Origin of the sequence: Arenimonas terrae (assembly GCF_006265115.1) — a bacterium.
GTDB classification, from domain to species: Bacteria; Pseudomonadota; Gammaproteobacteria; order Xanthomonadales; family Xanthomonadaceae; genus Arenimonas; species Arenimonas terrae.
Genome location: NZ_SMDR01000004.1, coordinates 154873 through 180285 on the forward strand (window position 1 = coordinate 154873; position 25413 = coordinate 180285).

19 protein-coding genes are annotated in these 25413 nt (G+C 68.0%); 7 read left to right on the forward strand and 12 right to left on the reverse strand.

The window, feature by feature from the left end:
• Window positions 1-161: 161 nt before the first annotated feature.
• From E1B00_RS14490 to E1B00_RS14505, 4 genes are all read right to left on the reverse strand, one after another.
• Window positions 162-4847 carry a calcium-binding protein gene (locus tag E1B00_RS14490; protein ID WP_220396303.1) on the reverse strand — a complete coding sequence of 1562 codons (4686 nt, stop codon included), beginning with the start codon at window positions 4845-4847 and terminating at the stop codon, window positions 162-164.
• Between the two features lie 873 nt (window positions 4848-5720).
• A complete protein-coding gene (locus tag E1B00_RS14495) occupies window positions 5721-6254 on the reverse strand; it encodes a hypothetical protein (RefSeq protein WP_139450054.1) in 534 nt (177 codons plus the stop codon).
• Window positions 6251-7672, reverse strand: coding sequence for an HlyD family type I secretion periplasmic adaptor subunit (locus E1B00_RS14500; RefSeq protein WP_139450056.1), 1422 nt, complete (start codon window positions 7670-7672; stop codon window positions 6251-6253). Before E1B00_RS14500 ends, E1B00_RS14495 begins: the two co-directional genes overlap by 4 nt.
• A 1-nt stretch (window position 7673) precedes the next feature.
• A complete protein-coding gene (locus tag E1B00_RS14505) occupies window positions 7674-9773 on the reverse strand; it encodes a type I secretion system permease/ATPase (protein ID WP_246048746.1) in 2100 nt (699 codons plus the stop codon).
• Between the two features lie 521 nt (window positions 9774-10294).
• On the opposite strand from E1B00_RS14505, the gene E1B00_RS14510 reads away from it, so the two are divergent.
• From E1B00_RS14510 to queD, 3 genes are all read left to right on the forward strand, one after another.
• Window positions 10295-10495, forward strand: a complete 201-nt coding sequence (locus tag E1B00_RS14510) for an acyl-CoA carboxylase subunit epsilon (RefSeq protein WP_139450060.1) — start codon at window positions 10295-10297, stop codon at window positions 10493-10495.
• Window positions 10492-11193: a hypothetical protein gene (locus E1B00_RS14515; protein WP_139450063.1), complete on the forward strand. Its 702-nt coding sequence runs from the start codon at window positions 10492-10494 to the stop codon at window positions 11191-11193. The genes E1B00_RS14510 and E1B00_RS14515 overlap by 4 nt, the downstream gene beginning before the upstream one ends.
• Before the next feature lie 104 nt (window positions 11194-11297).
• Window positions 11298-11654, forward strand: a complete 357-nt coding sequence (queD, locus tag E1B00_RS14520) for a 6-carboxytetrahydropterin synthase QueD (protein WP_139450065.1) — start codon at window positions 11298-11300, stop codon at window positions 11652-11654.
• A gap of 63 nt (window positions 11655-11717) precedes the next feature.
• Here the strand turns inward: queD and E1B00_RS14525 are convergent, their stop codons facing one another.
• The 4 genes from E1B00_RS14525 to E1B00_RS14540 all read right to left on the reverse strand — a co-directional run bounded on the left by E1B00_RS14525 (window position 11718) and on the right by E1B00_RS14540 (window position 17530).
• Entirely contained in the window at window positions 11718-14798 is a 3081-nt protein-coding gene (locus E1B00_RS14525; RefSeq protein ID WP_139450068.1) for an efflux RND transporter permease subunit, read from the reverse strand.
• Window positions 14799-14810: 12 nt separating this feature from the next.
• Window positions 14811-15977: an efflux RND transporter periplasmic adaptor subunit gene (locus E1B00_RS14530; protein WP_139450070.1), complete on the reverse strand. Its 1167-nt coding sequence runs from the start codon at window positions 15975-15977 to the stop codon at window positions 14811-14813.
• A 125-nt stretch (window positions 15978-16102) separates the two neighbouring features.
• Window positions 16103-16765 (reverse strand): dethiobiotin synthase, encoded by a 663-nt coding sequence (gene bioD, locus E1B00_RS14535; RefSeq protein WP_139450073.1) that lies wholly within the window; start codon window positions 16763-16765, stop codon window positions 16103-16105.
• The gene (locus tag E1B00_RS14540; RefSeq protein ID WP_139450076.1) at window positions 16766-17530 is read right to left on the reverse strand and encodes a TMEM175 family protein; all 765 of its coding nucleotides are present in this window, start codon (window positions 17528-17530) and stop codon (window positions 16766-16768) included. It abuts the gene before it with no gap.
• A gap of 85 nt (window positions 17531-17615) precedes the next feature.
• Here E1B00_RS14540 and E1B00_RS14545 point away from each other — a divergent pair, with 85 nt between their 5' ends.
• The 3 genes from E1B00_RS14545 (at window position 17616) to E1B00_RS14555 (ending at window position 18985) form a co-directional block, all read left to right on the forward strand.
• Window positions 17616-18104 (forward strand): GAF domain-containing protein, encoded by a 489-nt coding sequence (locus E1B00_RS14545; RefSeq protein WP_139450078.1) that lies wholly within the window; start codon window positions 17616-17618, stop codon window positions 18102-18104.
• 23 nt (window positions 18105-18127) lie between these two features.
• Window positions 18128-18523, forward strand: a complete 396-nt coding sequence (locus E1B00_RS14550; protein ID WP_139450079.1) for a TfoX/Sxy family protein — start codon at window positions 18128-18130, stop codon at window positions 18521-18523.
• 63 nt (window positions 18524-18586) lie between these two features.
• On the forward strand, window positions 18587-18985 hold the full coding sequence (locus E1B00_RS14555; protein ID WP_139450082.1) for a hypothetical protein: 399 nt from the start codon (window positions 18587-18589) through the stop codon (window positions 18983-18985).
• Window positions 18986-19021: 36 nt separating this feature from the next.
• Here the strand turns inward: E1B00_RS14555 and E1B00_RS14560 are convergent, their stop codons facing one another.
• The 4 genes from E1B00_RS14560 to glmS form a co-directional block, all read right to left on the reverse strand.
• Window positions 19022-19600: an LOG family protein gene (locus E1B00_RS14560; RefSeq protein WP_139450085.1), complete on the reverse strand. Its 579-nt coding sequence runs from the start codon at window positions 19598-19600 to the stop codon at window positions 19022-19024.
• A gap of 113 nt (window positions 19601-19713) precedes the next feature.
• Complete coding sequence (locus tag E1B00_RS14565; RefSeq protein WP_139450087.1) at window positions 19714-21009, reverse strand: alpha/beta hydrolase family protein; 1296 nt, start codon at window positions 21007-21009, stop codon at window positions 19714-19716.
• Window positions 21006-21935: a bifunctional helix-turn-helix transcriptional regulator/GNAT family N-acetyltransferase gene (locus E1B00_RS14570; protein WP_139450090.1), complete on the reverse strand. Its 930-nt coding sequence runs from the start codon at window positions 21933-21935 to the stop codon at window positions 21006-21008. The genes E1B00_RS14565 and E1B00_RS14570 overlap by 4 nt, the downstream gene beginning before the upstream one ends.
• Before the next feature lie 130 nt (window positions 21936-22065).
• On the reverse strand, window positions 22066-23889 hold the full coding sequence (glmS, locus tag E1B00_RS14575; protein WP_139450093.1) for a glutamine--fructose-6-phosphate transaminase (isomerizing): 1824 nt from the start codon (window positions 23887-23889) through the stop codon (window positions 22066-22068).
• A 228-nt stretch (window positions 23890-24117) separates the two neighbouring features.
• Between glmS and E1B00_RS14580 the strand changes: the two genes are divergently transcribed.
• Window positions 24118-25386 (forward strand): efflux RND transporter periplasmic adaptor subunit, encoded by a 1269-nt coding sequence (locus tag E1B00_RS14580; RefSeq protein WP_139450095.1) that lies wholly within the window; start codon window positions 24118-24120, stop codon window positions 25384-25386.
• Window positions 25387-25413: the final 27 nt, after the last annotated feature.

Genomic DNA, 25413 nt, shown 5'->3' on the forward strand with positions numbered 1-25413 from the left:
GTGATTCCCTCGCTGGCCTTTTGTTTCCAGTCCGCTGACATCCGCACAGCCTAGCCGATGAAGGTGGCCAGGCTAAGCACGGCGAGTCTCAGCCCGCGAGATGGCAAAAAAAGGGCCTGGCGGATCGCTCCGCCAGGCCCCGTTGCCCTCCCCGGCAAGGCTTACGCGGCGGGGGCCAGCACGACCGGCTGCGGATGCACCGGCGGCAGCGTGTCGCCGCTCGAGCCATAGGTCGGCCCATAGGCCGCCATCGCATCAATCAGCCCGTCCGCGATCGCAGTGACCTCGGCGGCATCCCAGACGGTTCCATCGGCGAACTCGAAGCTCTCCACCTGGTAGTCGGCGCTGTAGAAGAACCAGCTCACGGTCAGCTGCTGCCCGTCCACCATGGTCATCACCAGATGGCTGCCCTGACGCTCCACGCTGGTGACCTGCGAGGGATCGAAGTCCTCGAACACCAGGCGATCGTTGCCCTGGTAGTCGTAGACCGAGTCGATGCCATCGCTCAGGCGGATGACGTAGGTGTCGTTACCGACGCCGCCGTCCAGGCTGTCGTTGCCGATGCCGCCGATGAGCGTGTCGTTGCCCGCGTCGCCCAACAGGGAGTCGGCGCCGGCGCCACCGTCCAGGACGTCGTCGTTGGCCCGGCCGTCCAGATGGTCGTTGCCTTCGTAACCGAACATCCGGTCCACCAGGCCCGTGCCCGTGTAGCTGTCGTTGCCGGCTGTGCCCGGCACGATCAGGCGATCCAGGATGTCGGCGTTCGTCCAGGCGGTACCGTCGGCGAACGCGAAACTCTCGATCTGGTAGTCGGCACTGTAGAAGTAGTACTGCAGGTTCAGCTGCTGGCCGTTCGCCAGGCGCAGCACCAGCATGTCGCCGTGGCGTTCCACCGACTGCACGTCCGCAGCGTTCAGTCCCTCGAACACGACCTTGTCCACGCCCTGGTAGTCATATACGGAATCGATGCCGTCGCCGGCGCGGATCACGTAGGTGTCGTTGCCGACGCCGCCATTCAGGGCGTCGTTGCCCTCGCCACCGATCAGCACGTCATTGCCGGCATCGCCCAGCAGCGAGTCGTCACCGATGCCGCCATCCAGGACGTCGTCGTTGCCTCGGCCGTCCAGGTAGTCGTTGCCTTCGTAACCGAACATCCGGTCCACCAGGCCCGTACCCGTGTAGCTGTCGTTGGCGGCCGTACCCGGAACCACCAGACGGTCCAGCAGCTCCGCGCTGCCCCAGGTCGTCCCGTCGGCAAACTGCAGCGTCTCGATCTGGTAGTCCGCACTGTAGAAGTACCACTGCAGGTTCAGCTGCTGGCCGTTCGCCAGGCGCAGCACCAGCATGTCGCCGTGGCGTTCCACCGACTGCACGTCGGCCGCGTTCAGGCCTTCGAACACGATCCGGTCGGCACCCTGGTAGTCGGTCAGCAGGTCGATACCGTCACCGGCACGGATCACATAGGTGTCGTTACCGACGCCGCCGTCCAGGCTGTCGTTGCCGATGCCGCCGATGAGGGTGTCGTCGCCGGCGTCGCCCAGCAGCGAGTCCGCACCGGCCCCACCGTCCAGGACGTCGTCGTTGCCGCGGCCGTCCAGGTAGTCGTTACCCTCGTAACCGAACATCCGGTCCACCAGGCCCGTGCCCGTGTAGCTGTCGTTGCCCGCCGTGCCCGGCACCACCAGACGGTCCAGCAGCTCCGCGCTGCCCCAGGTCGTCCCGTCGGCAAACTGCAGCGTCTCGATCTGGTAGTCGGCGCTGTAGAAGTACCACTGCAGGTTCAGCTGCTGGCCGTTGGCCAGGCGCAGCACCAGCATGTCGCCGTGGCGCTCCACCGACAGCACGTCGGCGGCGTTCAGATCCTCGAACACGATCCGGTCGGCGCCCTGGTAGTCGGTCAGCAGGTCGATACCGTCCCCGGTACGGATCACGTAGGTGTCGTTGCCGGTGCCGCCGTCCAGGCTGTCGTTGCCGACGCCACCAATGAGCGTGTCGTTACCCGCATCACCCAGCAGCGCGTCGTCGCCTTCCCCGCCGTCGATCAGATCGTCATTGCCCCGACCATCCAGCCTGTCGTTTCCGGCGTAACCGATGATCCAGTCGGCATTTCCGCTGCCGACCAGGGAGTCGCCGTTGGCGGTTCCAGGAGTTGCCACGCGCTGGAGGATGCTCTGGTAGTCCCAGGTCGTGCCATCCGCGAACTGCAGGGCCTCGATCTGGTAGTCGGCGCTGTAGAAGTACCACTGCAGGTTCAGCTGCTGGCCGTTCGCCAGGCGCAGCACCAGCGCGTCGCCGTGGCGCTCCACGGAAACCACGTCGGCCGCGTTCAGGCCTTCGAACACCACCTTGTCCGTGCCCTGGTAGTCATACACGGAATCGATGCCGTCGCCGGCGCGGATCACGTAGGTGTCGTTGCCGACACCACCGCTCATCGTGTCGTCGCCGACGCCACCGATCAGCACGTCATTGCCGGCGTCGCCCAGCAGCGAGTCATCACCGATGCCGCCGTCCAGGATGTCGTCGTTGCCTCGGCCGTCCAGGTAGTCGTTGCCTTCGTAACCGAACATCCGGTCCACCAGGCCCGTGCCCGTGTAGCTGTCGTTGCCCGCCGTGCCCGGCACCACCAGGCGATCCAGGATGTCGGTGTTCGTCCAGGCGGTACCGTCGGCGAACGCGAAACTCTCGATCTGGTAGTCGGCACTGTAGAAGTAGTACTGCAGGTTCAGCTGCTGGCCGTTCGCCAGTCGCAGCACCAGCATGTCGCCGTGGCGTTCCACCGACTGCACGTCGGCGGCATTCAGGCCTTCGAACACGACCTTGTCCACGCCCTCGTGATCGCTGAGCGTATCGACACCGTCACCGGCCCGGATCACGTAGGTGTCATTGCCCACGCCGCCCTGCAGGCTGTCGTTGTCGGTGCCACCGATGAGGGTGTCGTTGCCCGCGTCGCCCAACAGGGAGTCGGCGCCGGCGCCGCCGTCCAGGACGTCGTCGTTGGCCCGGCCGTCCAGATGGTCGTTGCCTTCGTAACCGAACATCCGGTCCACCAGGCCCGTGCCCGTGTAGCTGTCGTTGGCGGCCGTGCCCGGAACCACCAGACGGTCCAGCAGCTCCGCGCCGCCCCAGGTCGTCCCGTCGGCAAACTGCAGCGTCTCGATCTGGTAGTCCGCACTGTAGAAGTACCACTGCAGGTTCAACTGCTGGCCGTTCGCCAGGCGCAGCACCAGCATGTCGCCGTGGCGCTCCACCGACAGCACGTCGGCCGCGTTCAGGCCCTCGAACACGACCCTGTCCGCGCCCTGATAGTCGCTGAGCGTATCGACACCGTCACCGGCGCGGATCACGTAGGTGTCGTTACCGGTGCCGCCATCCAGGCTGTCGTTGCCGACGCCGCCGAACAGCACGTCGTTGCCCGCTTCGCCTGAGAGCGAATCGTCGCCGGCATCGCCAAAGACCAGGTCATCCCCGGCCCCGGCACTAAGGGTATCGTTTCCTGCGCCGCCTTCGATCATGTCATCGCCGCCGGTGCCTTGCCCCTGGCTCAGATTAAGGCCCGCCTGCTGCAGGATTTCCCTGCCCGCTTCGGTCTCGCGCCACTCGGCGACCCATTCGTAAACCATGCCGGTGACGTCGAACCCGATCGCGGCCGCGAAACCTGCGCCATGGCGACTGAGGTCCAGCAGATCAACCATCGCGTTGACCGGATCGGTCGAACGCAGGTCGACCAGAGCCGTCACCAGCGCCGCGCTGTTCCAGACGATTCCGCCAGCGGCATCGACTTCAAGCGTGACCAGATCCAGATAGTCGGAAAGGCGGGTACGCATGACCAGGCCGCCGTAAACCGACTCCTGGAGCGCGTCGTAAGCCCGCATGATCAGGGCCAGATGTTCGGCCGAGAACTCGATGTTCATGACCTGGCTTCCATCCGGCAGCGTCTGCCAGAAGAAGGTGCGGCCGCCCGTGGACACCGACTCGCCGTCCAGGCTGAACAAGGTCGAGCCGTTGAAACGCTCCAGGATGGCGATGACCGGAGCGAGCTGGGCGTGCTGCTGCTCGCGCCAGGCCTGCACCGCTGCCGCACCCTGCGCCAGAACGTCGGCGGGCACCGCCCCGTGGAAGTAGACCGTGCGGTTGCCGGCGCCCTCGAGCTCCTGCTCGCTGGTCTCCATCGTGGACGTGTCGGCCCACATACCGATCAGCAGCTGGACCTGGGCGAGCATCTGCGCGCGCGTCATGTCCGGGTTCAGCGCCTGGACCGCCGCCAGCAGCGCCGGCGAAAGCGTCGCCGCTTCGGCCAGGTCGCGCACGGCGCCGGAACCGCGCAGGCCCGGCAGCGCAGCGGCCGCTTCGCTGACCTCGACCGGGTTGAGGGAGCCGGAGAAGTCGCGATAGAAGTTGTTCATCGCGAACAGCATGTCGCCGGCCAGGCCGGTGGCGCCGTCGTTGCGGATGAACACACCGCTGTTGTCGATGATGTTGCCATTGCCCAGGTTGACGTCGACCGTGCTGGTCGGCGTCAGGTTGATGGCCGCGATGCCGACCTGGTCGAGCGTGAACAGCTCGTTGGCCTGCGACACGCCGTCCTGGTTCAGATCGCGCCAGACCCGCACGTTGCCAAACTCGGCGTCGCTCGCATCGAACACGCCATCGCCATTGCTGTCGAGATCGGCGAGCGCCTCGAAGCCGGACTGCGCCAGCGTCCCATCCGACATGACGGTGTCGGCACCGAACAGCTCCTGGCCGCCGTCGATCTGGCCGTTCCCGTTGCGATCGAGCACGAGCAGTCCGTCGTCAGGGCTGGTCCAGCCGGAAGCGGTGCGGACGCCATCACCGTCGTGGTCGAACAACACTGACCCATTGGCACCAATGGTCTCCAGACCGTCGCCATCGAGATCAAGCGCGAGCGGATCCCGGCGGGGCTGGTAACCCTGCGCTCGACCGAATTCCTCATTTATGCTTGCCATCGGATCATCGAACAGCGAATCCCACCAGTCGGTTCCTTGAAGCAGATCGCGCAGGTAGTCCAGCATCGGCGTAATGAAATTGTCGCCCAACTCGTTGTTGAGCCCACTGAACTCGGCCCCCGCAGCCAACGCGAGCGCAATCGCTGCTAGTGTGATGGGGCCTAGTACGACGCCCGCAGCGGCAGCGAGCGCACCAATGCCAAGAGCCACGGCTCCTGCGACGATTCCGGTAACCACGCCGGCAACCGCCCGGGCAATTACTGCCGCGTCTCCACTCGCCATTCCGTTGATAAGAGAAGCGATGTCAGCAATCGGGCCGACTGCTTCTCCGCCTACGCGCCCGAGCGAACCTATGTTGCGATTGACGCTGTCCAGTACATTCTGGAGACCCGCCGTTCTTGTCTGGTAGCTTGGGCTATTCAACGGGTCCGCCAACTGCTGAGCGGTGCTTGCAACGTTGTTCCAGTAGTTTGCCTGGGCGATGTCGCCGGCCGCTGCGGCGCGAGCCGCAGCCTCTCGAGCCACGTCTGTATGGACTTGAAGGTGCTGGCCAAGGATACGAGCAAAACTATCAAAGTCGCCTTGTGCCATTCCGCCCTGCAGGCGCCAGGAGTTGATTGCTCCACCTAGCGCAGCGGCATAAAGACTGGCAGTTGTCGTTGCCCATCTGATGTAGTCGCTGTAGGTGGGCGGGGTCGGCTGGGTGTTGTCTGGCGTCGGCATCTTTAAGTCTCCTTGATTGTTGTCTGTGGCGGGCTACTTGGCCCTGATCAAATCGCGCATCATCAATGCGAAGGGTGCAGTTGCGACGGCTACCAGCGCATACAGGCCAGTTGCGAGAGGAGCGCCAATTAGGGTCATTCCAACCCTGTTAGCCAGCAGAAACTGGAATGCTCCGGCTCGGCCTTCGCGGGCGGTGTACTGAACTTCAATCCCTAGCACCCACCACGCAAGAAGGGCGCAAACCGCAGCTAGAACCCAGCCCGCCGTGGGCGACCTCTGCGCGCGCTCTGCCTGCTCCCTACCAACGGCGTAGAAACTCGCGGGCAACGCGAACAGAGCGAGAACAGTCAGCGATCCAAAAAAACCCCGGTACAGGGCCGGTGAGTGAGAGGCGGCGGCAATAGTTTCGAACAGCGGCAACAGATGCCGCCCTGCATATGAAGTCCCGACTGTGCTCAGAAACGAAGTCGGCAGAATCGACGCTGCAAAACTCGCTACCAAGAAGTAGCGAATAGTAGAGTCCAGACCAGTGATTTTCGTTTGCTCTTTTTCGAATGGCAGCTTCATCGCTCTCGAACCGATTCGGATACGTACGTCCTCAGAGGACTGAGCAGGTAATCAATTACAGTCCGTTCTCCAGTTTTGACTTCGACGCTGATCCCCATACCAGGCGTGAGTCGCACTCGCGCGCCGTCGATGTCGAGCCATGCGCGGTCCAGCTTCACGCGCGCCTGGAACACCAGTCCCAGCTCTTCGTGCTGCATGGCATCCAGCGACACGTTCTCGACGGTGCCGGTGAGGTAGCCGTAGCGGGTGTAGGGGAAGCTTTCGACCTTCACCGTCGCGGTCTGGCCGGCGCGCACGAAACCGATGTCCTTGTTCAGGACCAGGGCTTCGACTTCCAGCGTTTCGTCTTCCGGCACCACGGCCAGCAGCGGCTGCGCCTCGGTGACGACGCCGCCGACGGTGTGCACGGCGAGCTGCTGCACCACGCCGTCCACCGGCGCGGTGAGCTGCATCAGATTGTCGCGGCGGCCGGTCTTGGCGACCTCCGGCGTCAGCTGGCGCACCTGGTCCTCGGCCTGCCGCAGGCCATCGAGCAGCTGCTGGCGCGTATCGGCGATCATCGAGCGGCGCTCTTCGCGGGCGCCGGCCAGGGCCGAACGGATCTCGACCAAGCGGTTGCGCTGCGTCGCCAGGTCGCGTTCGGCGGCGATGCGTTCCTGCTCGAGCGCGAGGTATTCGTGCCGGGCGACGTACTTCTTCTCGACCAGGTCGCGGAAGTCGGCGGCGCGGGCGATAACGATCTGCGCGGACTCCTCCAGCCGCGTCACCAGCTCGGTGGTGGTGGCCAGCTCGGCTTCGCGCTGGGCGACGATCGCGTCCAGGGTCTGGCGGCGCGCGCGGAACGAGGCGTGCTGGCTGAGGGCCAGCTGGCGCTCGGCCGACAGGCGCGCGGGCTCGATGCCCGTCAGCTCGGGCAATACCGGGTCGGTTCCCGAATCGATGGCGGCATGCAGGGCACGGAAGCGCAACTCGGCCAGCTTCGCGGCCTGCAGTGCTTCGCCCGCACGCGCGAAATCGGCGCCCGAAGCGGTCGAGTCCAGCTCGATCAGCAGGTCGCCCTGTTTCACCTGCTGGCCGTCGCGCACCAGGATGCGCCGCACCACGCCCGGCTCCAGCGGCTGCACCACCTTGGTCCGGCCGCTGGACACCGTCTTGCCGGTGGCCACGGCGACGATGTCGAGCTGGCCCAGGCAGGCCCACAGCAGGGCCACGCAGAACAGCGCCATGATCGCCCGCATGATCCAGCGCGAGGCCGGCGACACCGGCGTGTCGGTCAGCTCCAGATGCGCGGGCAGGAACTCCAGCTCCTGTCCCTGGCGCGGCGGCGGATCCATCTTGTCGCGCACCGACCACGCGGCCTTGAATACGCGCGTGTAGCGGCCGAAGAACTCGCGCAGCGCGGCCAGGGAACCCGCCATCTCAGGCCTCCCCCGACTGCAGGCGATGCAGCCGTGCGTAGTGGCCATCGGCCTTGGCCAGCAGTTCGGCGTGGCTGCCGCTCTCGACCAGGCGCCCCTTCTCCACCACCACGATCCGGTTCGCCATGCGAACGGTCGACAGGCGGTGGGCAATGATCAGCACCGTACGCCCCTTGCAGATCGAGCGCATGTTGGCCATCACCGCGTGTTCGGACTCGTAGTCGAGGGCGCTGGTGGCCTCGTCGAAGATCAGGATGCGCGGGTCGGTCACCAGTGCGCGCGCGATGGCGATGCGCTGGCGCTGTCCGCCGGAGAGGCTGGCGCCGTGCTCGCCCACCACGGTGTCGTAACCCTGGGGCAGCTCCAGGATGAACTGGTGCGCGCCGGCCAGCCTGGCCGATTCGATCACCCGCTCCAGCGGCATGCCCGGGTCGGAGACGGCGATGTTCTCGCGCACGCTGCGGTTGAACAGGAAGTTTTCCTGCAGCACCACGCCCAGCTGGCGACGCAGCCAGGCCGGATCCGCCAGCGCCAGGTCGTTGCCGTCGATCAGCACGCGCCCGCGCTCGGGCACGTACAGGCGCTGCACCAGCTTGGTCAGCGTGCTCTTTCCCGAGCCCGAGCGGCCGACGATGCCGATCACTTCGCCCGGCGCGATATCGAGGCTGACGCCGGCCAGCACTTCGGCCGTGTCTGGCCGGTACCGGAAGGCGACGTTCTCGAAGGTCACGCGGCCCTTGATCGCCGGCAGCGCCATGCGGCTGCCGTTGGCTTCGGTGCGGGTATTGAGGATGTCACCCAGGCGTTCGACCGAGATGCCGACCTGCTGGAACTCCTGCCACAGCTGCGCCAGGCGCAGGATCGGCGCGGCGACCTGGCCGGCCAGCATGTTGAAGGCGATAAGCTGGCCGACGGTCATCTTGCCTTCGATCACCAGCTTCGCGCCCCACCACAGGATGGCGACGGCGACGACCTTCTGGATCAGCTGCACGCCCTGCTGGCCGATGTTCGCGAGCTTGGCGACGCGGAAGCCGGCGTGCACGTAACCCGCCAGCTGGTTGTCCCAGGCGCGGGTCATGCGCGGATCAACGGCCATCGCCTTGACCGTGCCGATACCGCTGACGGTTTCGACCAGGAAGGACTGGTTGTCGGCGCCGCGCGCGAACTTCTCGTTCAGCCGCGAGCGCAGCGCCGGCGTGATGCCGGCCGACCACAGCGCGTAACAGGGCAGCGAGATGACCACGATGAGGGTCAGCCAGCCGCTGTAGTAGAACATCACGGCCAGGAAGACCACGGTGAAGAACAGGTCCAGCACCGAGGTCAGGGCCTGTCCGGTGAGGAAGTTCCGTATGTTTTCGAGCTCCCGTACGCGGGCGATGGTGTCGCCGACCCGGCGCGACTCGAAGTAGGCCAGGGGCAAGGCCATGATGTGGCGGAAAAGCTTTGCCCCCAGCTCGACGTCGATGCGGCTGGTGGTGTGCGCGAACACATAGGTGCGCAGCCCGTTGAGCACGATGTCGAACACGGCGATCGACAGCAGGCCCACGGCGATCACGTCCAGCGTCGTCAGGCTGCGGTGCACCAGCACCTTGTCCATCACCACCTGGTAGAACAGCGGCGTCACCAGCGCGAACATCTGGATGAAGAACGACACCACGAAGACTTCGAGCAGCAGCTTGCGGTACTTGACCACCGCCGGCACGAACCAGCTGAAGTCGAACTTGGCCAGCTCGGCCGCCAGCGCCGCGCGCGAGGCGACGAGCAGGAGCCGGCCGGCATAGGTCCGTTCGAACTCGGCGCGGGGCAGGATCTTCGGCCCGCGCTGCTGCAGGTCGTGCACCAGCACGGTATCGGCACTCAACTTCGCGATGACGAAGTGGCCGCCGTCCGGCTGCAGGGCCAGGGCCGGCAGGGCGATCCGGTCGAGCCGGCCGGCCGGCTGGTCGACCACCCGGGCCTTCAGGCCGATCTTCTTGGCCGCGAGCAGCAGCTCGGTTTCATCGAAGGGGGCGTCGCCGCGGCCCGCCTCGTGGCGCAGCTGTTCGGGCTGGACCGCCACGCCATGGAACTGGGCCAGCACGACCAGGCCCGCCAGGCCCAGGTCCTTGGCACCGCGAGGCGGCGCGGCGCCAGCGGCTTCCGCCGTCCGCGCTTCCGCATCGTCTTGGACGGATGGCGCGGCTTGCGCGCTGCCCGTGCTTCCACTGCTGATCGACACACTGCCCCCTGAAACTTTTTCAACCCGCATGTACTGGGGCGCGCGGATGCTAGCAGCGGGTCTTTCGGGTGCAGGCAGGAGCGGTGACCGATGACCGTTAGATGGTCTGTCACGCCGTGCGGAGACGCGCGCTTTTGAAGGCCGTCACACTCTGCAGATAGCGATAGCCTACAAATGGCGTTCATCATGGATGACGTGCGAAGCATTGCTATCTTCGCGGGCGGCGCGCGGGGTACGGAGAGAGCCCTCCTTTCGGGATTGCGCATGGCATCGGGCAATTTGCCGGATCCGAGGGGCGCATTTCGCAGGGCGAACCCCGCATACGCACCGGTTTTCCGAACGCGGCGGCGCTGGCACGGTTCCTGCTGCGTTTTCCCGGGCAGGCCCCTCCGGAGATCGCCGACATGACCGTGCTGGTTCGCGAAGACTTGAACGAATCCGATCTGCTCTGGGCCGCGGCCGACCTGGCCGTCGCCGGGGCCCAGGGCCAGGCGCTGCGCGCCCGGGTCGCCGCTGCGCGGCTGGCGCCCGGTTGGTCGGCACCGGCGGGCGAGGCGCCCGCGCAGGGGCCGGCGTCCGGCGATGCCGCCTGGGGCCGGCCATGACCGCGCGTGCATTTGGTGCCCTCACGCTGGCGGCGTCGATCGGCCTGGCGTCGCCCTGGCTGAGCGCGCCGGAACCCGCAGCCCTGCCCGACCCGACGCCCGTCGCCGCGCCGGCGACCCCGGCGGAGCCCGGGGTGACCGCGGAAAAGCGGCTGCGCGATGCGGTCGCCTCCGCCGCCTTCCGGCACATCCCGGGGGCCGTCGGCAGCGACTGGCAGCCCGACCGCATCGACGTGACGGATGCCGACGACGCCGGCGTGCAGCACATCGTAGCCACCGGCACGCTTGCGGCCGCCGGGGACACCGGGACGCGGGTGCGGCTGAGCGGACGGTACGACGCCACGGACGGCAGGCTGTCGCGCGTGAGCTACCGGCTGCTGCCGGTCGCGCGGCCGATGCCGGAACCCGCGTCCGCCGCGCCGGCGTGGAGCCTGCAGGACGCCGTGCAGCGGTCGCTGGCGCAGGCGCATCCGGACTCGGAGGTCCGCTTCGCGCTGAACTCTGCCCAGGCTTCGCGGCTCGATCGCGGCGGCCGCCGCTTCGAGGGCTTCGGCCTGGCGGTGATGGACGGCGAGACCCGCTTCGTCGCGTTCACGCTCGACCTGTCGGCACAGGGCCAGTCCCTGGCCTTCGATTTCGGGCCGGAGGAGTTCGGGCTCGCGCAGGACATCCGCTTGGCGGCAGCGCCCGCAGACTGAGCGGGCAGGGGCGGAACGCCCCGCAGTCGCCGACGCCGCCAGCGAGGGCGGCGTCGCCGCTGGCCCGGGTGTAGAATCCGCGTCCCTTCGACCGGCGCCCGTCCATGGACATCTTCAAGGTCTTCCGCATCGAGGCCGCACACCGGCTGCCGAACGTGCCGCCGGGGCACAAGTGCGCGCGCCTGCACGGGCACTCGTTCGCGGTCGAACTGCATGTCGGCGGCACGCCGGATCCGCACACCGGCTGGATCATGGACTTCGGCGACATCAAGCAGGTGTTCGCGCCGATCTACGACCGCCTCGACCACCACTACCTCAACGACATCCCCGGCCTCGAGAACCCGACCAGCGAGAACCTCGCGCGCTGGATCTGGAACGAGCTCAAGCCCAAGCTGCCGGCGCTGTCGCTGATCGTGGTGCACGAGACCTGCACCTCGGGCTGCCGCTACGCCGGCCACTGATCCGGCCGGGCGGCGCGCAAAAGAAAACCCCGGCCGGAGCCGGGGTTTGCAGAGTGTTCCTTCTCAGGCTTTGGCTTCGGCGGGAGGTAGTCCGAACAGCTTACGCACTTGGGCGATGAGCCAGCGCACGAATGCGTGAAGCACCAGGTACACGACCGGGATAACGAACAGCGTAAAGAGCGTCCCGATCGCCATGCCGCCGACGATGACCAAGCCGATCTGGTTGCGGGCCTCGGCGCCGGCGCCGGTGGCAATGGCCAACGGCAGCGAGCCCAGCACCATGGCGCCGGTGGTCATCAGGATCGGGCGAAGGCGCAGGGCCGCTGCATCCAGGACCGCATCGAAAGCGGTTTGACCCCGTTCCTGAAGCTGGTTGGCGAACTCCACGATCAGGATGCCGTGTTTGGCGATCAGGCCGACCAGGGTGACGATGCCGATCTGGCTGTAGATGTTCCAGCTGCCGTGGCCGCTGAGCACCAGGGCCAGGAAGGCGCCGAACATCGCCAGCGGCACCGCCAGCAGGATCACCAGCGGGTCCACCCAGCTTTCGAACTGCGCGGCCAGCACCAGGAAGATGAAAGCCACGGCCAGCCCCATGATAAGGCCGAACTCACTGGCCGACTCGCGGAACTCACGGCTCTGTCCGGACAGGTCGTACTGCGCCTCCGGCGCCACTTCCTCCAGCGCGCCCTCCATCCAGTCCAGCGCCTCGCCCATCGAATAGCCCGGCGCCAGGCCGGCGCTGATGGTCGCGGCGCGCAGCTTGTTGAAGTGGTTGAGCTCCTTGGCCGCCACCGTCTCCTCGACGGTGATCAGGTTCGACAGCTGCACCATCTGGCCGTCGCCGGCGCGCACGAAGATGTTGCTCAGGTCGCCCGGGGTGCGGCGGCCGTCGTTCTCGACCTGCACGATCACGTCGTACTGCTCCGAGCCCATCTTGAAACGCGTGACGTTGCGGCCGCCCAGCAGGGTTTCCAGCGTGCGGCCGACCGTGCTCACCGAGGTGCCGACGTCGGCCACCTTGTCGCGGTCGAGCTCGAGGCGCAGCTGCGGCTTGTCGAGCTTGAGGTCGGAGTCGGGGTTGGTGAGCTGCGGGTTCTCGCGCATCTTCACCATCAGCGCCTGCACGGTCTGGCCCAGCTCCTCCCAGGTTCCCGTGCTCTGCACGACGAAGTTCACCGGCTGGCCGAAACCGTCCTGGCCCAGCGGCGGCGGCAGCGTCGGGAAGGCCATGATGCCGGGGATGCCCATGAACTGCGGGAACAGCTGGCCCTGCACGTCCTGGGTGCTGACGTCGCGCTCTTCCCAGTCCTGCAGCATCACGAAGCCGATGGTGTTGGTCACGGCCGGGAAACCGACGATCTGGAAGTACTGCTTCACCTGGGGAATCTGCTCGAAACTGGCCTCCATCCGCCGGGCGTACTTGTCGGTGTAGGCGACGGTGGAGCCTTCCGGCGCCACGCCGAAACCGATCAGGAAACCCTGGTCCTCCTGCGGCGCCAGCTCCTGCGGCAACGTCATCCACAGCGCGCCCGCGCCGGCGAACAGCGCCAGGCCGACGCCGACCACCACCCAGCGAAGCTTCAGCGCCTTCTCAAGCACCGCGCGATAGCCGCGGTCGAGGCCGGACAGCATCCGTTCGCCGAAGTTGTAGAAGGCGCCGTGCGAGGTCTCGTGCTTGAGCAGCTTCGACGACATCATCGGCGACAGCGTCAGCGCGGTGAAACCCGACACCAGCACCGCGCCGGCCAGGGTGAGCGCGAACTCGATGAACAGCTTGCCGGTGCGGCCGGTCTGGAAGGCCAGCGGCACGTAAACCGCCACCAGGGTCAAGGTCATCGCAACGATGGCGAAGCCGATTTCCTTGCTGCCCTTGAGCGCCGCCTCGAAGGGCGGCATGCCCTCCTCCACGTGCCGGTAGATGTTCTCGAGCATCACGATCGCGTCGTCCACCACCAGGCCGATCGCCAGCACCATGGCCAGCAGCGTCAGCGTGTTGATGGTGAAGCCGAAGGCGAACATGATCGCGAACGCGCCGATCAGCGAGACCGGGATGGTCACCAGCGGAATGAGGGTCGCGCGCCAGCTGCGCAGGAACAGGAAGATCACCACGACCACCAGGATCACCGCCTCGCCCACGGTCTTGTAGACCTCCTCGATCGACTTCTCGATGAAGATGGTGGTGTCGAAGGCGATCTCGATCTTCATGCCCTCGGGCAGGCTGCGCTGGATCTGCGGCAGCATGGCCTTGAGGTCGGCCGAGATGTCGAGCGGGTTGGCGACGGCCTGCTTCACCACCGCCAGCGGCACCGCGTTGACGCCGTTGAAGCGCGAGGTGAAGCGCTCCTCCTGCGAACCGAGCTCGACCCGCGCGACGTCCTTCAGCCGCACCAGGTAGCCGTTGACGTTGCCCAGGATGACTTCGCCGAACTGCTCGGGCGTCTTGAGGTCGGTCTCCGACAGCACGGTGAACTCGCGGTCGCTGCTCTCGACGCGGCCGGCCGGGATCTCGACGTTCTGCGCGCGCAGGGCGTTCTCGACGTCGACCGGGGTCAGGCCGAAGCCGGCCAGGCGCTGCGGCTGCAGCCACACGCGCATGGCGTAGGTGCTGGAGAACACCTGGGCCTGGGCGACGCCCGGGATCGTCTGCACGCGGTCCTTGACCAGGCGTTCGGCGTAGTCGGCGATCTCGACGCGGCTGTGGCGGTCGGAGGAGAAGGCCAGGTAGATGATCGGCTGCGCGTCGGCTTCCTGCTTCTGGATGATCGGTTCGTCGACTTCGTCCGGCAGCAGGCCGCGGGCCTGGCCGACGCGGTCGCGCACGTCCGAGGCGGCGCCGTCCGGGTCGCGGTCGAGCCGGAAGCGGATGGTCACCTGGCTGGACTGCTCGCGGCTGACCGACTGCATGTACTCGATGCCCTCGACGCCCGACAGCGCGTCCTCGATGGGCTGGGTCACCTGCGATTCGATCACCTGCGCGCTGGCGCCGGGATAGGTGGTGTTCACCGTGATCACCGGCGTGTCCACGTTCGGGATCTGGCGCACCGCGAGGCGGTCGAACGCGATCACGCCGACCAGCAGCACCACCAGGTTGATGACCGTCGCGAAGACCGGGCGACGGATCGAAATGTCTGAAAGGACCATGCGTGGCTCCGCTTATTCGCCGTCGCCGGCCGGCTTGGCTTCGGCATCGGGCGCGGGCGCGTCGGCGGCGGGCGCGGGCGCTTCGCCCGCGGCGGCGGCGGCCGGCGGCTGGGCGCCGCCTTCGGGCACGACCATCACGCCCGCGCCTTCGTACATCATCGGCTTGCCCTGGCCGGCGGTGATCACCTGGTCGCCTTCCTTCAGGCCCTCGACCACGGCGACGCGGCCCGGCAGTCGCTGGCCGGTGGTGACGTTGGCGCGCGCGGCCTTGCCGTCCTTCACCACGTACACGAAGCGGGTTTCGCCTTCCTGCAGCAGCGCCTGCTCCGGAATGAGGATCGCGGTGGTGCCGGCATCGCCCACGCCCAGCGTGATGCGCGCGAACAGGCCCGGACGCAGCTTGTAGTCGGGATTGACGACGCTGGCGCGCAGCTTGGCGCTGCGGCTGTTGATGTCGATCACCGGCTCGATCGCCGAAACCTTGCCTTCGAAGGTCTCGCCGGGGAAGGCATCCACGGTCACCGTCACCGGCTGGCCGGTGGCGACCAGGCCCAGGTCGCTTTCGGGCAGGCTGAAATCGACTTCCATCGGATCCAGCCGTACCAGGTTCACCAGCGCCTGGCCGGGGCTGACGACTTCGCCGACGCTCACCTCGCGCAGGCCGATCACGCCGCCGAAGGGCGCGACGATGGTGGTCTTGTCCAGCTGCGCGCGGGCCGATTCCACCCGCGCCTGGGTGACGCCCAGCTGGGCGCGCGCGGTGTCCACATCGGACTTCGACAGCAGCTGCTTCGAGCCGAGGTCGCTGGCGCGGGCATCGGCGCGGCGGGCGTTCTCGAGGTTGGCCAGGGCCTCGCTGAGCGCCGCCTGGGCGACGGCGGGGTCCAGCGTGAACAGCGGATCGCCCTGCTTCACGCGCTGGCCTTCCTCGAAGTGGATCTTCACCAGCCGGCCATTGACCTCGGGGCGCACGACCACGGACTCGTCGGCGCGCAGGGTGCCGACCGTGCTCAGCCCGGCCCGGAGCGGCTCGGCCTTCACGGTGACGGCTTCGACGGGCAGCTGCATGCCGCCCGGCGGGCCACCGGCCTGGGCGGCGGCCGGGTCTTCGCCCGAGCAGGCGGCCAGGGCGCCCACGAGCGCGAGCGAAAGCAGGGAAACGGAAAGGGAGCGGCGCATGCAGGGGTTACCTCAGGCAAAAGTCGGGCCGGACCGGCCGGCCGTAATAGGACCAATTACTATACTGATGAGTTTAGCTTAGCCTATCGAGCGAAAATGGCACTAGCCCGAAAGTCCCGGTCCATTCAGGGCAGGGCAAGGTGCCTGCTCAACAGGGCGGGCTCGGCCCCCGGTGAATGTGGCAGTTCGCCGAGACAGGGCACCGATAAGGCACGATCCAGCAGGGGCTGATAGGACAAGGCGTCGAACCCCGGATCGATGCGGCTGCCGATCCAGCCCACCAGCCGGCAGCCGTCCGCCTCGACGGCGCGGGCGGTGAGGCGGGCATGGCTGAGGCAGCCGAGCCGGAGCCCGACCACCAGGATCACCGGCAGGTCCAGGGCGCGCACCAGGTCAGCCTGCTCCAGGTCGTCGGCCAGCGGGGCCAGCCAGCCGCCGACGCCCTCGACCACGACGTGCTCGGCCATGGTGGCCAGGCGAGCGTAGGCCGCCACGATCGACGGCAGGGTCACGCGCACACCAGCCAGGGCCGCGGCGATCTGCGGCGCGGTCGGTTCGGGCAGGGCCCAGGGATTGACCAAGCCGTAATCGGGGCGCGGGTCGCTGGCGGCGATCAGGGCCAGCGCATCCTCGTTGCGCAGGCCCTCGGGCGTGGCCTCGCAGCCGCTGGCGACCGGCTTCATGCCCACGGCGGTGGCGCCGCCGCGGCGCAGCGCATGCAGCAGCGCGGCGCTGGCGACACTCTTGCCGGCGCCGGTGTCGGTGCCGGTGACATAGAAGGCCGCCACTCAGCCGCCCGCCGTCAGTTGCCGCTTGGCGCGTTCGACCCGGGCGACATGGAAGGGGATCACCAGCCCCAGGCCCATGTACACGTACATCGGCAACCCGGCGACCAGCGGCCCGTAGCGCGCACCCTCGAACACCAGCAGCACGCCGCTGATGGCGATGCTGAGCCCGGCCGCGCCGGCCAGCAGCGCCTGGATGCCGATCTCGCCGCGGGTCTCGATGCGCTCGAGCTCGTCCAGCCCGAGGTCATCCGCACGATTGAGCGCATGCCGGTTCAGCAGCAGCAGGATCACCGCCATCACGCCGAAGCCCAGGCCATAGATGATGAAGGCGGTCTGCAGGTCGTAGGTGATGTTTTCGGGATCGACGACCAGATCGGCCGGCACGAAGCCGCCGGTCATCACGTACAGGCCGCTGGCCACCACCATGCGCAGCGGATACACATAGACCAGCACCGCCAGCACCAGGCCGAGGCTGAGCACGGTCGACCAGGCATCCTCCAGCCCGTAGCGCCGGCTCCAGCGGTTGTGCGCCGACCAGATCATCGCCATCAGCACGAAACACAGCACGAACACCGGGATGCGCCGCAGCGCCTCGCGCAGTTCGGCGAAGCTGTCGGGCAGGTTGTCGCCGGCGATCACCAGCAGGGTCAGCGCGAAGGCGAAGGCGGCGTCGACGAAGGTCTCGAGGCGGGTCACCTGGGCGCCGCGCAACCGGAAGCCCGCTTCTCTGGGCACAGACTCTCGCGGAAGTGTGATCGGGTCCATGGCTTTCCTCCGCCGCGAAGCTTAGCAAGCGACCGCCCTGCCCGCCCGGCGCTGCTAGACTGGCCGTCCCCTGCGAGGTTTCTCCATGTTCCAGTCCAGCACCCTCAGCGGCGACAAGGCCCAGCAGTACGCGCAGCTGCTCGAACAGGCGCGCGGACTGATGCACGGCGAGTCCGACCGCACCGCCAACGCGGCCAACCTCTCGTCCCTGGTCTTCCATTCGCTGCCGGACCTGAACTGGGTCGGCTTCTATTTCTTCGACGGCACCGAGCTGGTGGTCGGGCCCTTCCAGGGCCAGCCGGCCTGCATCCGCATCGCGCTCGGCCGCGGCGTCTGCGGCACCGCCGCGGCGACCCGCCAGACCCAGCGCGTGCCGGACGTGGACGCCTTCCCCGGCCACATCCCCTGCGACTCGGCCTCGCGCTCGGAGCTGGTGGTGCCGCTGTACCGGGGCGATACCTTGATCGGGGTGTTCGACCTCGACAGCCCGCGCCTGGACCGTTTCGACGAGGCCGACCAGCATGGCCTCGAAGCGGTGGCGCAAGCGTTCATTGATTCGTTGGGCCCGGGCTGATCGGCCGGGCATCGGGAGAGGCAATGAGTTCCGGGACAAAACTTCGCAACATCGGCCCCAAGTCCGCCGCCTGGCTGCGCCAGACCGGCATCCGCACGCAGGAAGACCTGGTCGCGGTCGGCTCCCTGGCCGCCTACGTGCGCGTCAAGCGCGCGGGCTTCAAGCCGAGCCTGAACCTGCTGTACGCGCTCGAGGGCGCGATCCTGGGCTGCCACTGGCAGGAAATCCCGGACGAACGCCGCAGCGAGCTGGTGCTGGCCGCGGGCGAGGAAGTGGCCAAGCTGCCGCTGCCCAAGGGCAAGCGCATGCCGGCCGCCGGTCCGGTCACGACCGTGCGCAGCGACGAGGACGACGGCGGCGCGCCGGAGCCGGACTTCGGTTTCGACGACCCGGCCACCGAATCGAGCACGGCCGACTGAAGCGACGGCCCGCGCAGACCGCGCGCCATTGCGTGAGCCATCAGGAACTTTCGGGAGACGGCGATGAACAAGTTGATGATGGTGGTGCTGGTGCTGGCATTGGCCCTGGTGGGCGGATGCGGTCCGTCGGGCGGCGACACGGGCGACAAGCTGTTCGCCGACATGTCGGCGAACATGCGGGAGATGGCGTCCATCCTGGACAGCGTGACGGACGAGGCCAGCGCCCGTGCCGCGGTCCCGAAGATCGACGCGGTGCGCGAGAAGATGCGCGACTGCGCGCGGCGCGCTCGGGCCTTGCCCCGACCCGATGCTGCCACCGAACAACGGCACAACGAGCAGATGCAGGCGGTCATGCAGGAAGTCATGCCGAAGATCGCTGGAGCGCACGCCCGGTTCGCGGAAAAACCTGAACTGATGGCGATCCTCGGGCCGGCGCTCGAGGGGATGGAAAACGATCTCTGAAAACCCGGCCCGCGCACCCGGCGCAGGCCCGGTCCATCACCTGACCACCGCGTACTCGCGCGCGTCCTCGCGCCACTTCGGCGTGGCCGCGATCGTCGGCAGCACGTCCTCGACCCGGTCGACCAGCGACCACATCGCCGCGTGTTCGGGGTTCATGAAACGCTCGGCGATCACGCTGCCCATGAAGGCCTGCAGCGGCGCATAGAAGCCGCGGGTGTTGAGCAGGACGATCGGGCTGAAGTAGATGCCCAGGCGCTTGAGCGTGATCGCCTCGAACAGCTCTTCCAGCGTGCCGCAACCTCCAGGCAGCGCCACCACGGCATCGGAACCGGTGAGCAGCTTGTGCTTGCGCTCGCGCATGTCCTCGACCAGCTCCAGGTGGGTCAGGCCCGGATGGCCCCACTCCAGGTCGGCCATGAACTTGGGCAGGATGCCGATCACCTCGCCGCCCTTGGACAGCGCGCCGTCGGCCAGCGAACCCATCAGGCCCTGCGAGCCGCCGCCGTAGACGACGCTGCAGCCGTTGCCGGCCAGGGTTTCGCCGAGCAGGCGCGCGGCGGCGTGGAATTCGGGCGCCACCTTGGCGCTGGAAGCGGCGTAGACGCAGACGCGCATGCGATTTCCTCGGGCGTGCGGCCCGGGGCGGACAGGCCCCGGCGCAGGGCGCAAGTCTAAGGCAAGTCCAAGCCTTCGCGCAGGATGGTAGAACGCCGTGTGCGGCGACCGGGTCAGTCGGGAAGGCGCGTCTTGGGTTCCTGCAAGCGCACGCCCCGACCATAGGGTTCCGCAGAAACGCCGCGGATCCAGTCACCGAGCAGCCGAAGGTAGCCGTCGGTGATGCGCGTGACCTGCCGCGATCCGTCCGGTGCTTCGGTGAACTCGACCATGCCGTGGTCGGTATCGGGAAACAGGTGGATATCGATGGGCTGTCCGGCGGAGGCAAGCGACAACAGCAGATCGCGGGTGCGTTCGATCGGCGCCTCGCGGTCCTTCTCGGCCAGGACCCACAACAGCGGCGCTTCGAGCTTGCGGAGCGCCGCAACCGCGTCGTAATCCCAGATCAGTTCCAGATTGTCGAAGCGCGCGCGGCCGATCCGGCGCAGCTCGGCCTCCGGCGTCAGCAGCATCGCGCCGCTGTGTTCGCCCTTCACCTGCCCGGCCCAGGCTGCCGTCGATGGATCTTCGCGGACCGCGGCCAGCGCCTCGTAACCGGATTCGAAATGCGAGGTCAGCAGTTCCGCCGTCGCCTTCGACAGGCGCTCGATGCCCTGCAGCGCCTCCGGCCCCAGGCCCAGGGCGTGGGCTTCTGCGATCATCTGCTCGCGGTCCTCGTCGATGGGCGAAACCACCAGGCCGAAACCGACCGCGACGAAATCGGCCGGTGCGCGTGTCGCCGCGAGCGGCGCCACCCAGCCGCCCTGGCTGCCGCCGAAATAGCCCGCTCGGTCGTACCGTCCCGCGGCCAGCACGCGCGCCTGCGCCAGTGCGTTCGCGGCGTCTTCGGCCAGCAGTTCGAAGTTCTGCGTGTACTGGCCCGCGGACCGGCCGGTGCCGCGCTTGTCGTAGACGAACACCCGGATTCGCTGCGCGGCGAGCAGGTAGGCGTAGGGGCTGTCCAGCGCCGGCGTACGTTCCGAACCGTGCACCATCACCACCAGGGGCAGCGGCTCGGCGGTCGCGGCCGGTTCGATCAGGCGGCCTGCCAGTGGCGTCGCGGCACTGGTGAATTCCACGTCGGTCCGCGCCAGTTCGATCGGCGACCAGCGCCGCCAGGAACCGTCGTGCGTGCGCACCTCGACGGCGCCCGACCGGCACCGGACCATCGAATCGGCATCTAGCGTGCTGCCGCGGCGACCATCGAGGAACAGCCAGCGCAGCCCTGGCGCGGGGATTGACTCGACCGGCGCCAGCACGAGCAAGTCCGGGGCATTTCCCTGGTTCCGGAACGCGCCGGCCGGACAGGTTTCCGCGCGCGCGTCCGCGCCCAGCGACCACGCGAGCAGCAGGACGGCGAACCATTTCATCGGCGCTTTCCCCGCGTGCTGGTTGAACGTTTGCTCTGGCCCGCGGCGATCTTTTTTTCGAACCAAAGGTCTGCGTACGGGTTGTCGTTGTAGGCGGCGATCCGGCGGTAGCCATTGCGCCCGTAGAGCGCGATCGCTTCGGTCTGCGTCGCGTTGGTATCTAGCTTCAGGGTGTCGATGCCCATGGCCAGCGCTTGCTGCTCGACCGCCGAAAGCAGCCGCGTCGCGATCGAAAGCCCGCGCATCGACGGATCGACCCACATGCGCTTGATCTCGCCGATGCCGGCCGCGACGACCTTGAGTGCGATGCAGCCGACGGGCTTGCCTTCCAGGCGCGCCACCAGGAAGGCCCCGCCCGGCGGGCGCAGATCGGCGGGCGACGCGGTGGGGCCGCGCGTGGGATCGAATCCGCCGGCGAACCGCCCCTGCAGTTCCCGCACGTAGGCGTCGATGCAGGCGCGGGCATCGGCGCTGCCCGGGTCCGCGGCTTCGATCACGATCACGCTGGCAGCCAGCAGGTGCTCGACCTCGGACATCGCCGCCAGCAACCGCCGGCGCTGCGTTTCATTGAGCGGCGCCAGCAGCGACCGGGCGATGCCGTCGGAGCGGGCCTCCATGAGCTTCCACTCGCTTCTTCCCTTGCGCGTGAGACTTGCGCGGCGCACGCGTGCGTCGGTTTCGCTCGGACGCAGTTCGATCTGGCCCTGCGCTTCCAGCGAGCGCAGCAGGCGGCTGAGGTAACCCGAATCCAGCGACAGGCGCTCCCGCAGCTGGCGCACGTCGGCACCGTCCAGCCCGATTTCGAACATCAGCCGGGATTCGCCCCACGGCCTGCCCCGGCCGAGGTAGTTGTCGGTCAGGATGCCGATGCGCTGCGTTACGGCGCGATTGAAGCGCCGGACCTGCTTGACGGGATCTGCTTCCATTGCCTGACTTTAATCAGACAATTGCCGGCGCGCAAGAAGCGGGCGTTTCCGCGCATGCGGCCATGTCCGGGGCGGCCCGGCGCCTTACCGCGCGATATCGAACCCGGCATACCGGCGCGCCCGCGCCGGCTTATTCCACCGTCACCGACTTGGCCAGGTTGCGCGGCTGGTCCACGTCGGTGCCGCGCAGCACGGCCACGTGGTAGCTCAGCAGCTGCAGCGGGAGGGTGGACACCACCGGCGCGGCGATCTCGCCGGCGGCCGGCAGGATGACCACGTGCGCGGCGTCCAGGCCGTGCGCGACGGTCTCGTCGACGAAGGCATAGAGCTCGCCACCGCGGGCGCGCACTTCCTCCAGGTTGGACTTGAGCTTGTCGATCAGGCGGTCGTTGGGCGCCACCGCGATCACCGGCATGTTCTCGTCCACCAGGGCCAGTGGGCCGTGCTTGAGCTCGCCGGCCGCGTAGGCCTCGGCGTGGATGTAGCTGATCTCCTTGAGCTTGAGCGCGCCCTCCATGGCCACCGGCCAGTGGGTGCCGCGGCCCAGGAACAGCGCGTGCTGCTTGTCGACGAAATGCGCGGCCAGGGCCTGGATCTCGCCGTCGAGCTTGAGCGTCTCGCCGATCAGCGCCGGCAGGTGCTCTAGCTGGCGCACGCCGTCGGCGTAACGCTCGGCATCCAGGCCCTTGCTGCGGGCCAGCTCCAGCGCGAACAGCGCCAGCGCGACCAGCTGGGTGGTGAAGGCCTTGGTCGAGGCGACGCCGATCTCGGGGCCGGCGCGGGTCATCAGCACCAGGCTCGACTCGCGCACGATCGACGACTCGGGCACGTTGCAGATCGCCATCTGCGCCAGGTACGGGCGCTGCTTGGCGAGCTTGAGCGCGGCCAGCGTGTCGGCGGTCTCACCCGACTGGGAAATGGTGAGGAAGAGCGTGCCTTCCTTCACCACCGGGTCACGGTAGCGGTATTCGCTGGCGATCTCGGCGGTGCATGGCACGCCGGCGAGCTGCTCGATCCAGTAACGCGCCACCAGGCCGGCGTGGTAGCTGGTGCCGCAGGCGATGATGTGCACCGCGTCGGTCTTGGCCAGCAGCTGGGCGGCGTCGACGCCGAAGATCTGGGTCAGGATCCTGCCGCCGGCGATGCGGCCTTCGAGCGTGTCGGTGACGGCCTGGGCCTGCTCGTGGATCTCCTTGAGCATGTAGTGGGCGTACTCGCCGCGCTCGACCGCGTCGGCGCTGAAGTGCGATTCCTTGACCTCGCGCTGCACCGCGGCGCCGCTGGCGTCGAAGACACGAACGCTTTCGCGGCGGACCTCCACCACGTCCCCCTCCTCGAGGTAGAGGAAACGCCGGGTCAGCGGCAGCAGCGCGTGCACGTCCGAGGCCAGGTACTGCTCGCCCTCGCCCAGGCCGGCGATCAGCGGCGCGCCGTAGCGGGCGCCGACCACGGTGTCGGGCTCGCGCGCCGAAACCACGGCGATGGCGTAGGCGCCGTGCAGGCGCGCGACGGTGTCCTGTACCGCGGCCAGCAGGCCCAGGCCGCGGCGCTGCGCGCGCTCGACCAGGTGGGCGATGACCTCGGTGTCGGTCTGGGACGAGAACTCGAAGCCGTCGGCGCGCAGTTCGTCGCGCAGCGCCGCGTGGTTCTCGATGATGCCGTTGTGGACCACGCTGATCGAGCCCGACACGTGCGGGTGCGCGTTGATCTCGCTGGGCACGCCATGGGTGGCCCAGCGGGTGTGGGCGATGCCGCAATGGCCGTCGACGCCGGTCTCGAGCTGCAGCGCCTCCAGGTCGCGCACCTTGCCCTTGGCGCGCAGGCGGACGATGCCTTCCTTTCCCAGCAGGGCGACGCCGGCCGAATCGTATCCGCGGTACTCAAGGGCGCTCAGGCCTGCAATGAGGTGCTGGACGATGTTGCGCTGGGCGCTGATGCCGACGATGCCGCACATGAATGGCGTCTTCCTTGGGAAGGGGGGTGCCAAGTTTACGGGATGCCCGCATTGGTCCGGAAACCGGCCCGCCGGCGCTGGCGGAGCAGCGTCCGGGAAATCCGGCCGTGGACGCCGACCGGACACCGCGGACACCCAGGCGGCCGGGATTTTTTCCTTTTGTTTCAGCATGTTGAGTCTTGGCACGGCTCGTGCATTGATCCTACAAACCCCTGCCGAGTCCGCCCGATGATCCGCGACACCTCCGCCCAAGACCGCCGCGTCGAACCGCAGCAGCAGGCCAACCCGCGCCGTCCGCTCTGGCTTGCCGCCGGCGCCGTCGGCGCCGCACTGGTCCTGGCCTGGCTGCTGTGGGGCTGGATGGGCAGCTCGCGTTCGGTCTCGTCCGAGCGCCTGCGCTTCGCCCAGGTCGAGCGCGGCACCCTGGTCCGCGACGCCGCGGTCAACGGCCGCGTGGTCGCCGCCGTCAGCCCGACCCTGTATGCGCCGGCCGGCGGCACGGTCACGCTGAAGATCAACGCCGGCGACACCGTGAAGCAGGGCGACGTGATGGCCGTGCTCGATTCCCCTGAACTTCAGAACGAACTGCAGCGCGAACGCGCCACCCTGAGCCAGCTCGAGGCCGAGGTGTCGCGCCAGCGCATCCTGGCGCAGAAGGCCAGCCTGCTGGCCAAGCGCGAGGCCGACGACGCCGAGGTCACCCGCCTGGCCGCGCTGCGCGACCTGCAGCGCGCCGAACGCGGCTTCGAGCTGGGTGCGATCGCCGAGGTCGAGTACCTGCGCGCCAAGGATGCGATGGCCAGCGCCGACATCCGCGCCAAACATGCCGGCTCCGCCGCCGGCCTGGAAACCCAGGACGTGGCCCTGGCGCTCAAGACACAGCAGCAGCTGCTCGAGCGCCAGCGCCTGCTCACCGCCAACCTCGAGCGCCGCGTCGACGAACTGAACGTGCGCGCGCCGGTCGACGGCATCATCGGCACGCTCAACGTCGCCGACCGCGCCGTGGTGGTGGCCAACACCGCGCTGATGACGGTGGTGGACCTGTCGCGGCTCGAGGTCGAGCTGGCGATGCCGGAGAGCTACGCCGAGGACCTGGGGCTGGGCATGGCCGCCGAAGTCCGCATCGGTGCGGTGACCGCCACCGGCAAGATTTCCGCGATCTCGCCCGAGGTGGTCAACAGCCAGGTGCTGGCGCGCGTGCGCTTCGACGGCGAGCAGCCGGCCGGCCTGCGCCAGAACCAGCGCGTGTCCGCCCGCGTCCTGTTCGAGGAAAAGCCCGACGTGCTGATGCTGGCCCGCGGCCCCTTCATCGAGGCCCAGGGCGGCCGCCACGTCTACGTGATGGACGGCGACATCGCCGTGCGCACGCCGATCAGCCTGGGCGCCACCAGTGTTTCCGCCGTCGAGATCCTCGACGGGCTGAAGCCGGGCGATCGGGTCGTGATCGCCGGCACCGACAACTTCCAGGACGCCGAGCGCGTCGCCATCAACAACTGACCCGCCCCACTCCAGCCGAGGACGCCC

Bases quoted from the DNA above. Each gene is read 5' to 3' on its own strand.
- E1B00_RS14530 (WP_139450070.1), bottom strand. From the start codon at position 15,977: ATGCGCCGCTCCCTTTCCGTTTCCCTGCTTTCGCTCGCGCTCGTGGGC.
- E1B00_RS14540 (WP_139450076.1), bottom strand. From the start codon at position 17,530: ATGGACCCGATCACACTTCCGCGAGAGTCTGTGCCCAGAGAAGCGGGC.
- E1B00_RS14500 (WP_139450056.1), bottom strand. From the start codon at position 7,672: ATGGCGGGTTCCCTGGCCGCGCTGCGCGAGTTCTTCGGCCGCTACACG.
- E1B00_RS14510 (WP_139450060.1), top strand. From the start codon at position 10,295: ATGACCGTGCTGGTTCGCGAAGACTTGAACGAATCCGATCTGCTCTGG.
- E1B00_RS14560 (WP_139450085.1), bottom strand. From the start codon at position 19,600: ATGCGCGTCTGCGTCTACGCCGCTTCCAGCGCCAAGGTGGCGCCCGAA.
- glmS (WP_139450093.1), bottom strand. From the start codon at position 23,889: ATGTGCGGCATCGTCGGCATCAGCGCCCAGCGCAACATCGTCCAGCAC.
- E1B00_RS14550 (WP_139450079.1), top strand. From the start codon at position 18,128: ATGAGTTCCGGGACAAAACTTCGCAACATCGGCCCCAAGTCCGCCGCC.
- E1B00_RS14580 (WP_139450095.1), top strand. From the start codon at position 24,118: ATGATCCGCGACACCTCCGCCCAAGACCGCCGCGTCGAACCGCAGCAG.
- E1B00_RS14525 (WP_139450068.1), bottom strand. From the start codon at position 14,798: ATGGTCCTTTCAGACATTTCGATCCGTCGCCCGGTCTTCGCGACGGTC.
- E1B00_RS14495 (WP_139450054.1), bottom strand. From the start codon at position 6,254: ATGAAGCTGCCATTCGAAAAAGAGCAAACGAAAATCACTGGTCTGGAC.
- queD (WP_139450065.1), top strand. From the start codon at position 11,298: ATGGACATCTTCAAGGTCTTCCGCATCGAGGCCGCACACCGGCTGCCG.
- E1B00_RS14555 (WP_139450082.1), top strand. From the start codon at position 18,587: ATGAACAAGTTGATGATGGTGGTGCTGGTGCTGGCATTGGCCCTGGTG.
- E1B00_RS14565 (WP_139450087.1), bottom strand. From the start codon at position 21,009: ATGAAATGGTTCGCCGTCCTGCTGCTCGCGTGGTCGCTGGGCGCGGAC.
- E1B00_RS14545 (WP_139450078.1), top strand. From the start codon at position 17,616: ATGTTCCAGTCCAGCACCCTCAGCGGCGACAAGGCCCAGCAGTACGCG.
- E1B00_RS14515 (WP_139450063.1), top strand. From the start codon at position 10,492: ATGACCGCGCGTGCATTTGGTGCCCTCACGCTGGCGGCGTCGATCGGC.
- E1B00_RS14570 (WP_139450090.1), bottom strand. From the start codon at position 21,935: ATGGAAGCAGATCCCGTCAAGCAGGTCCGGCGCTTCAATCGCGCCGTA.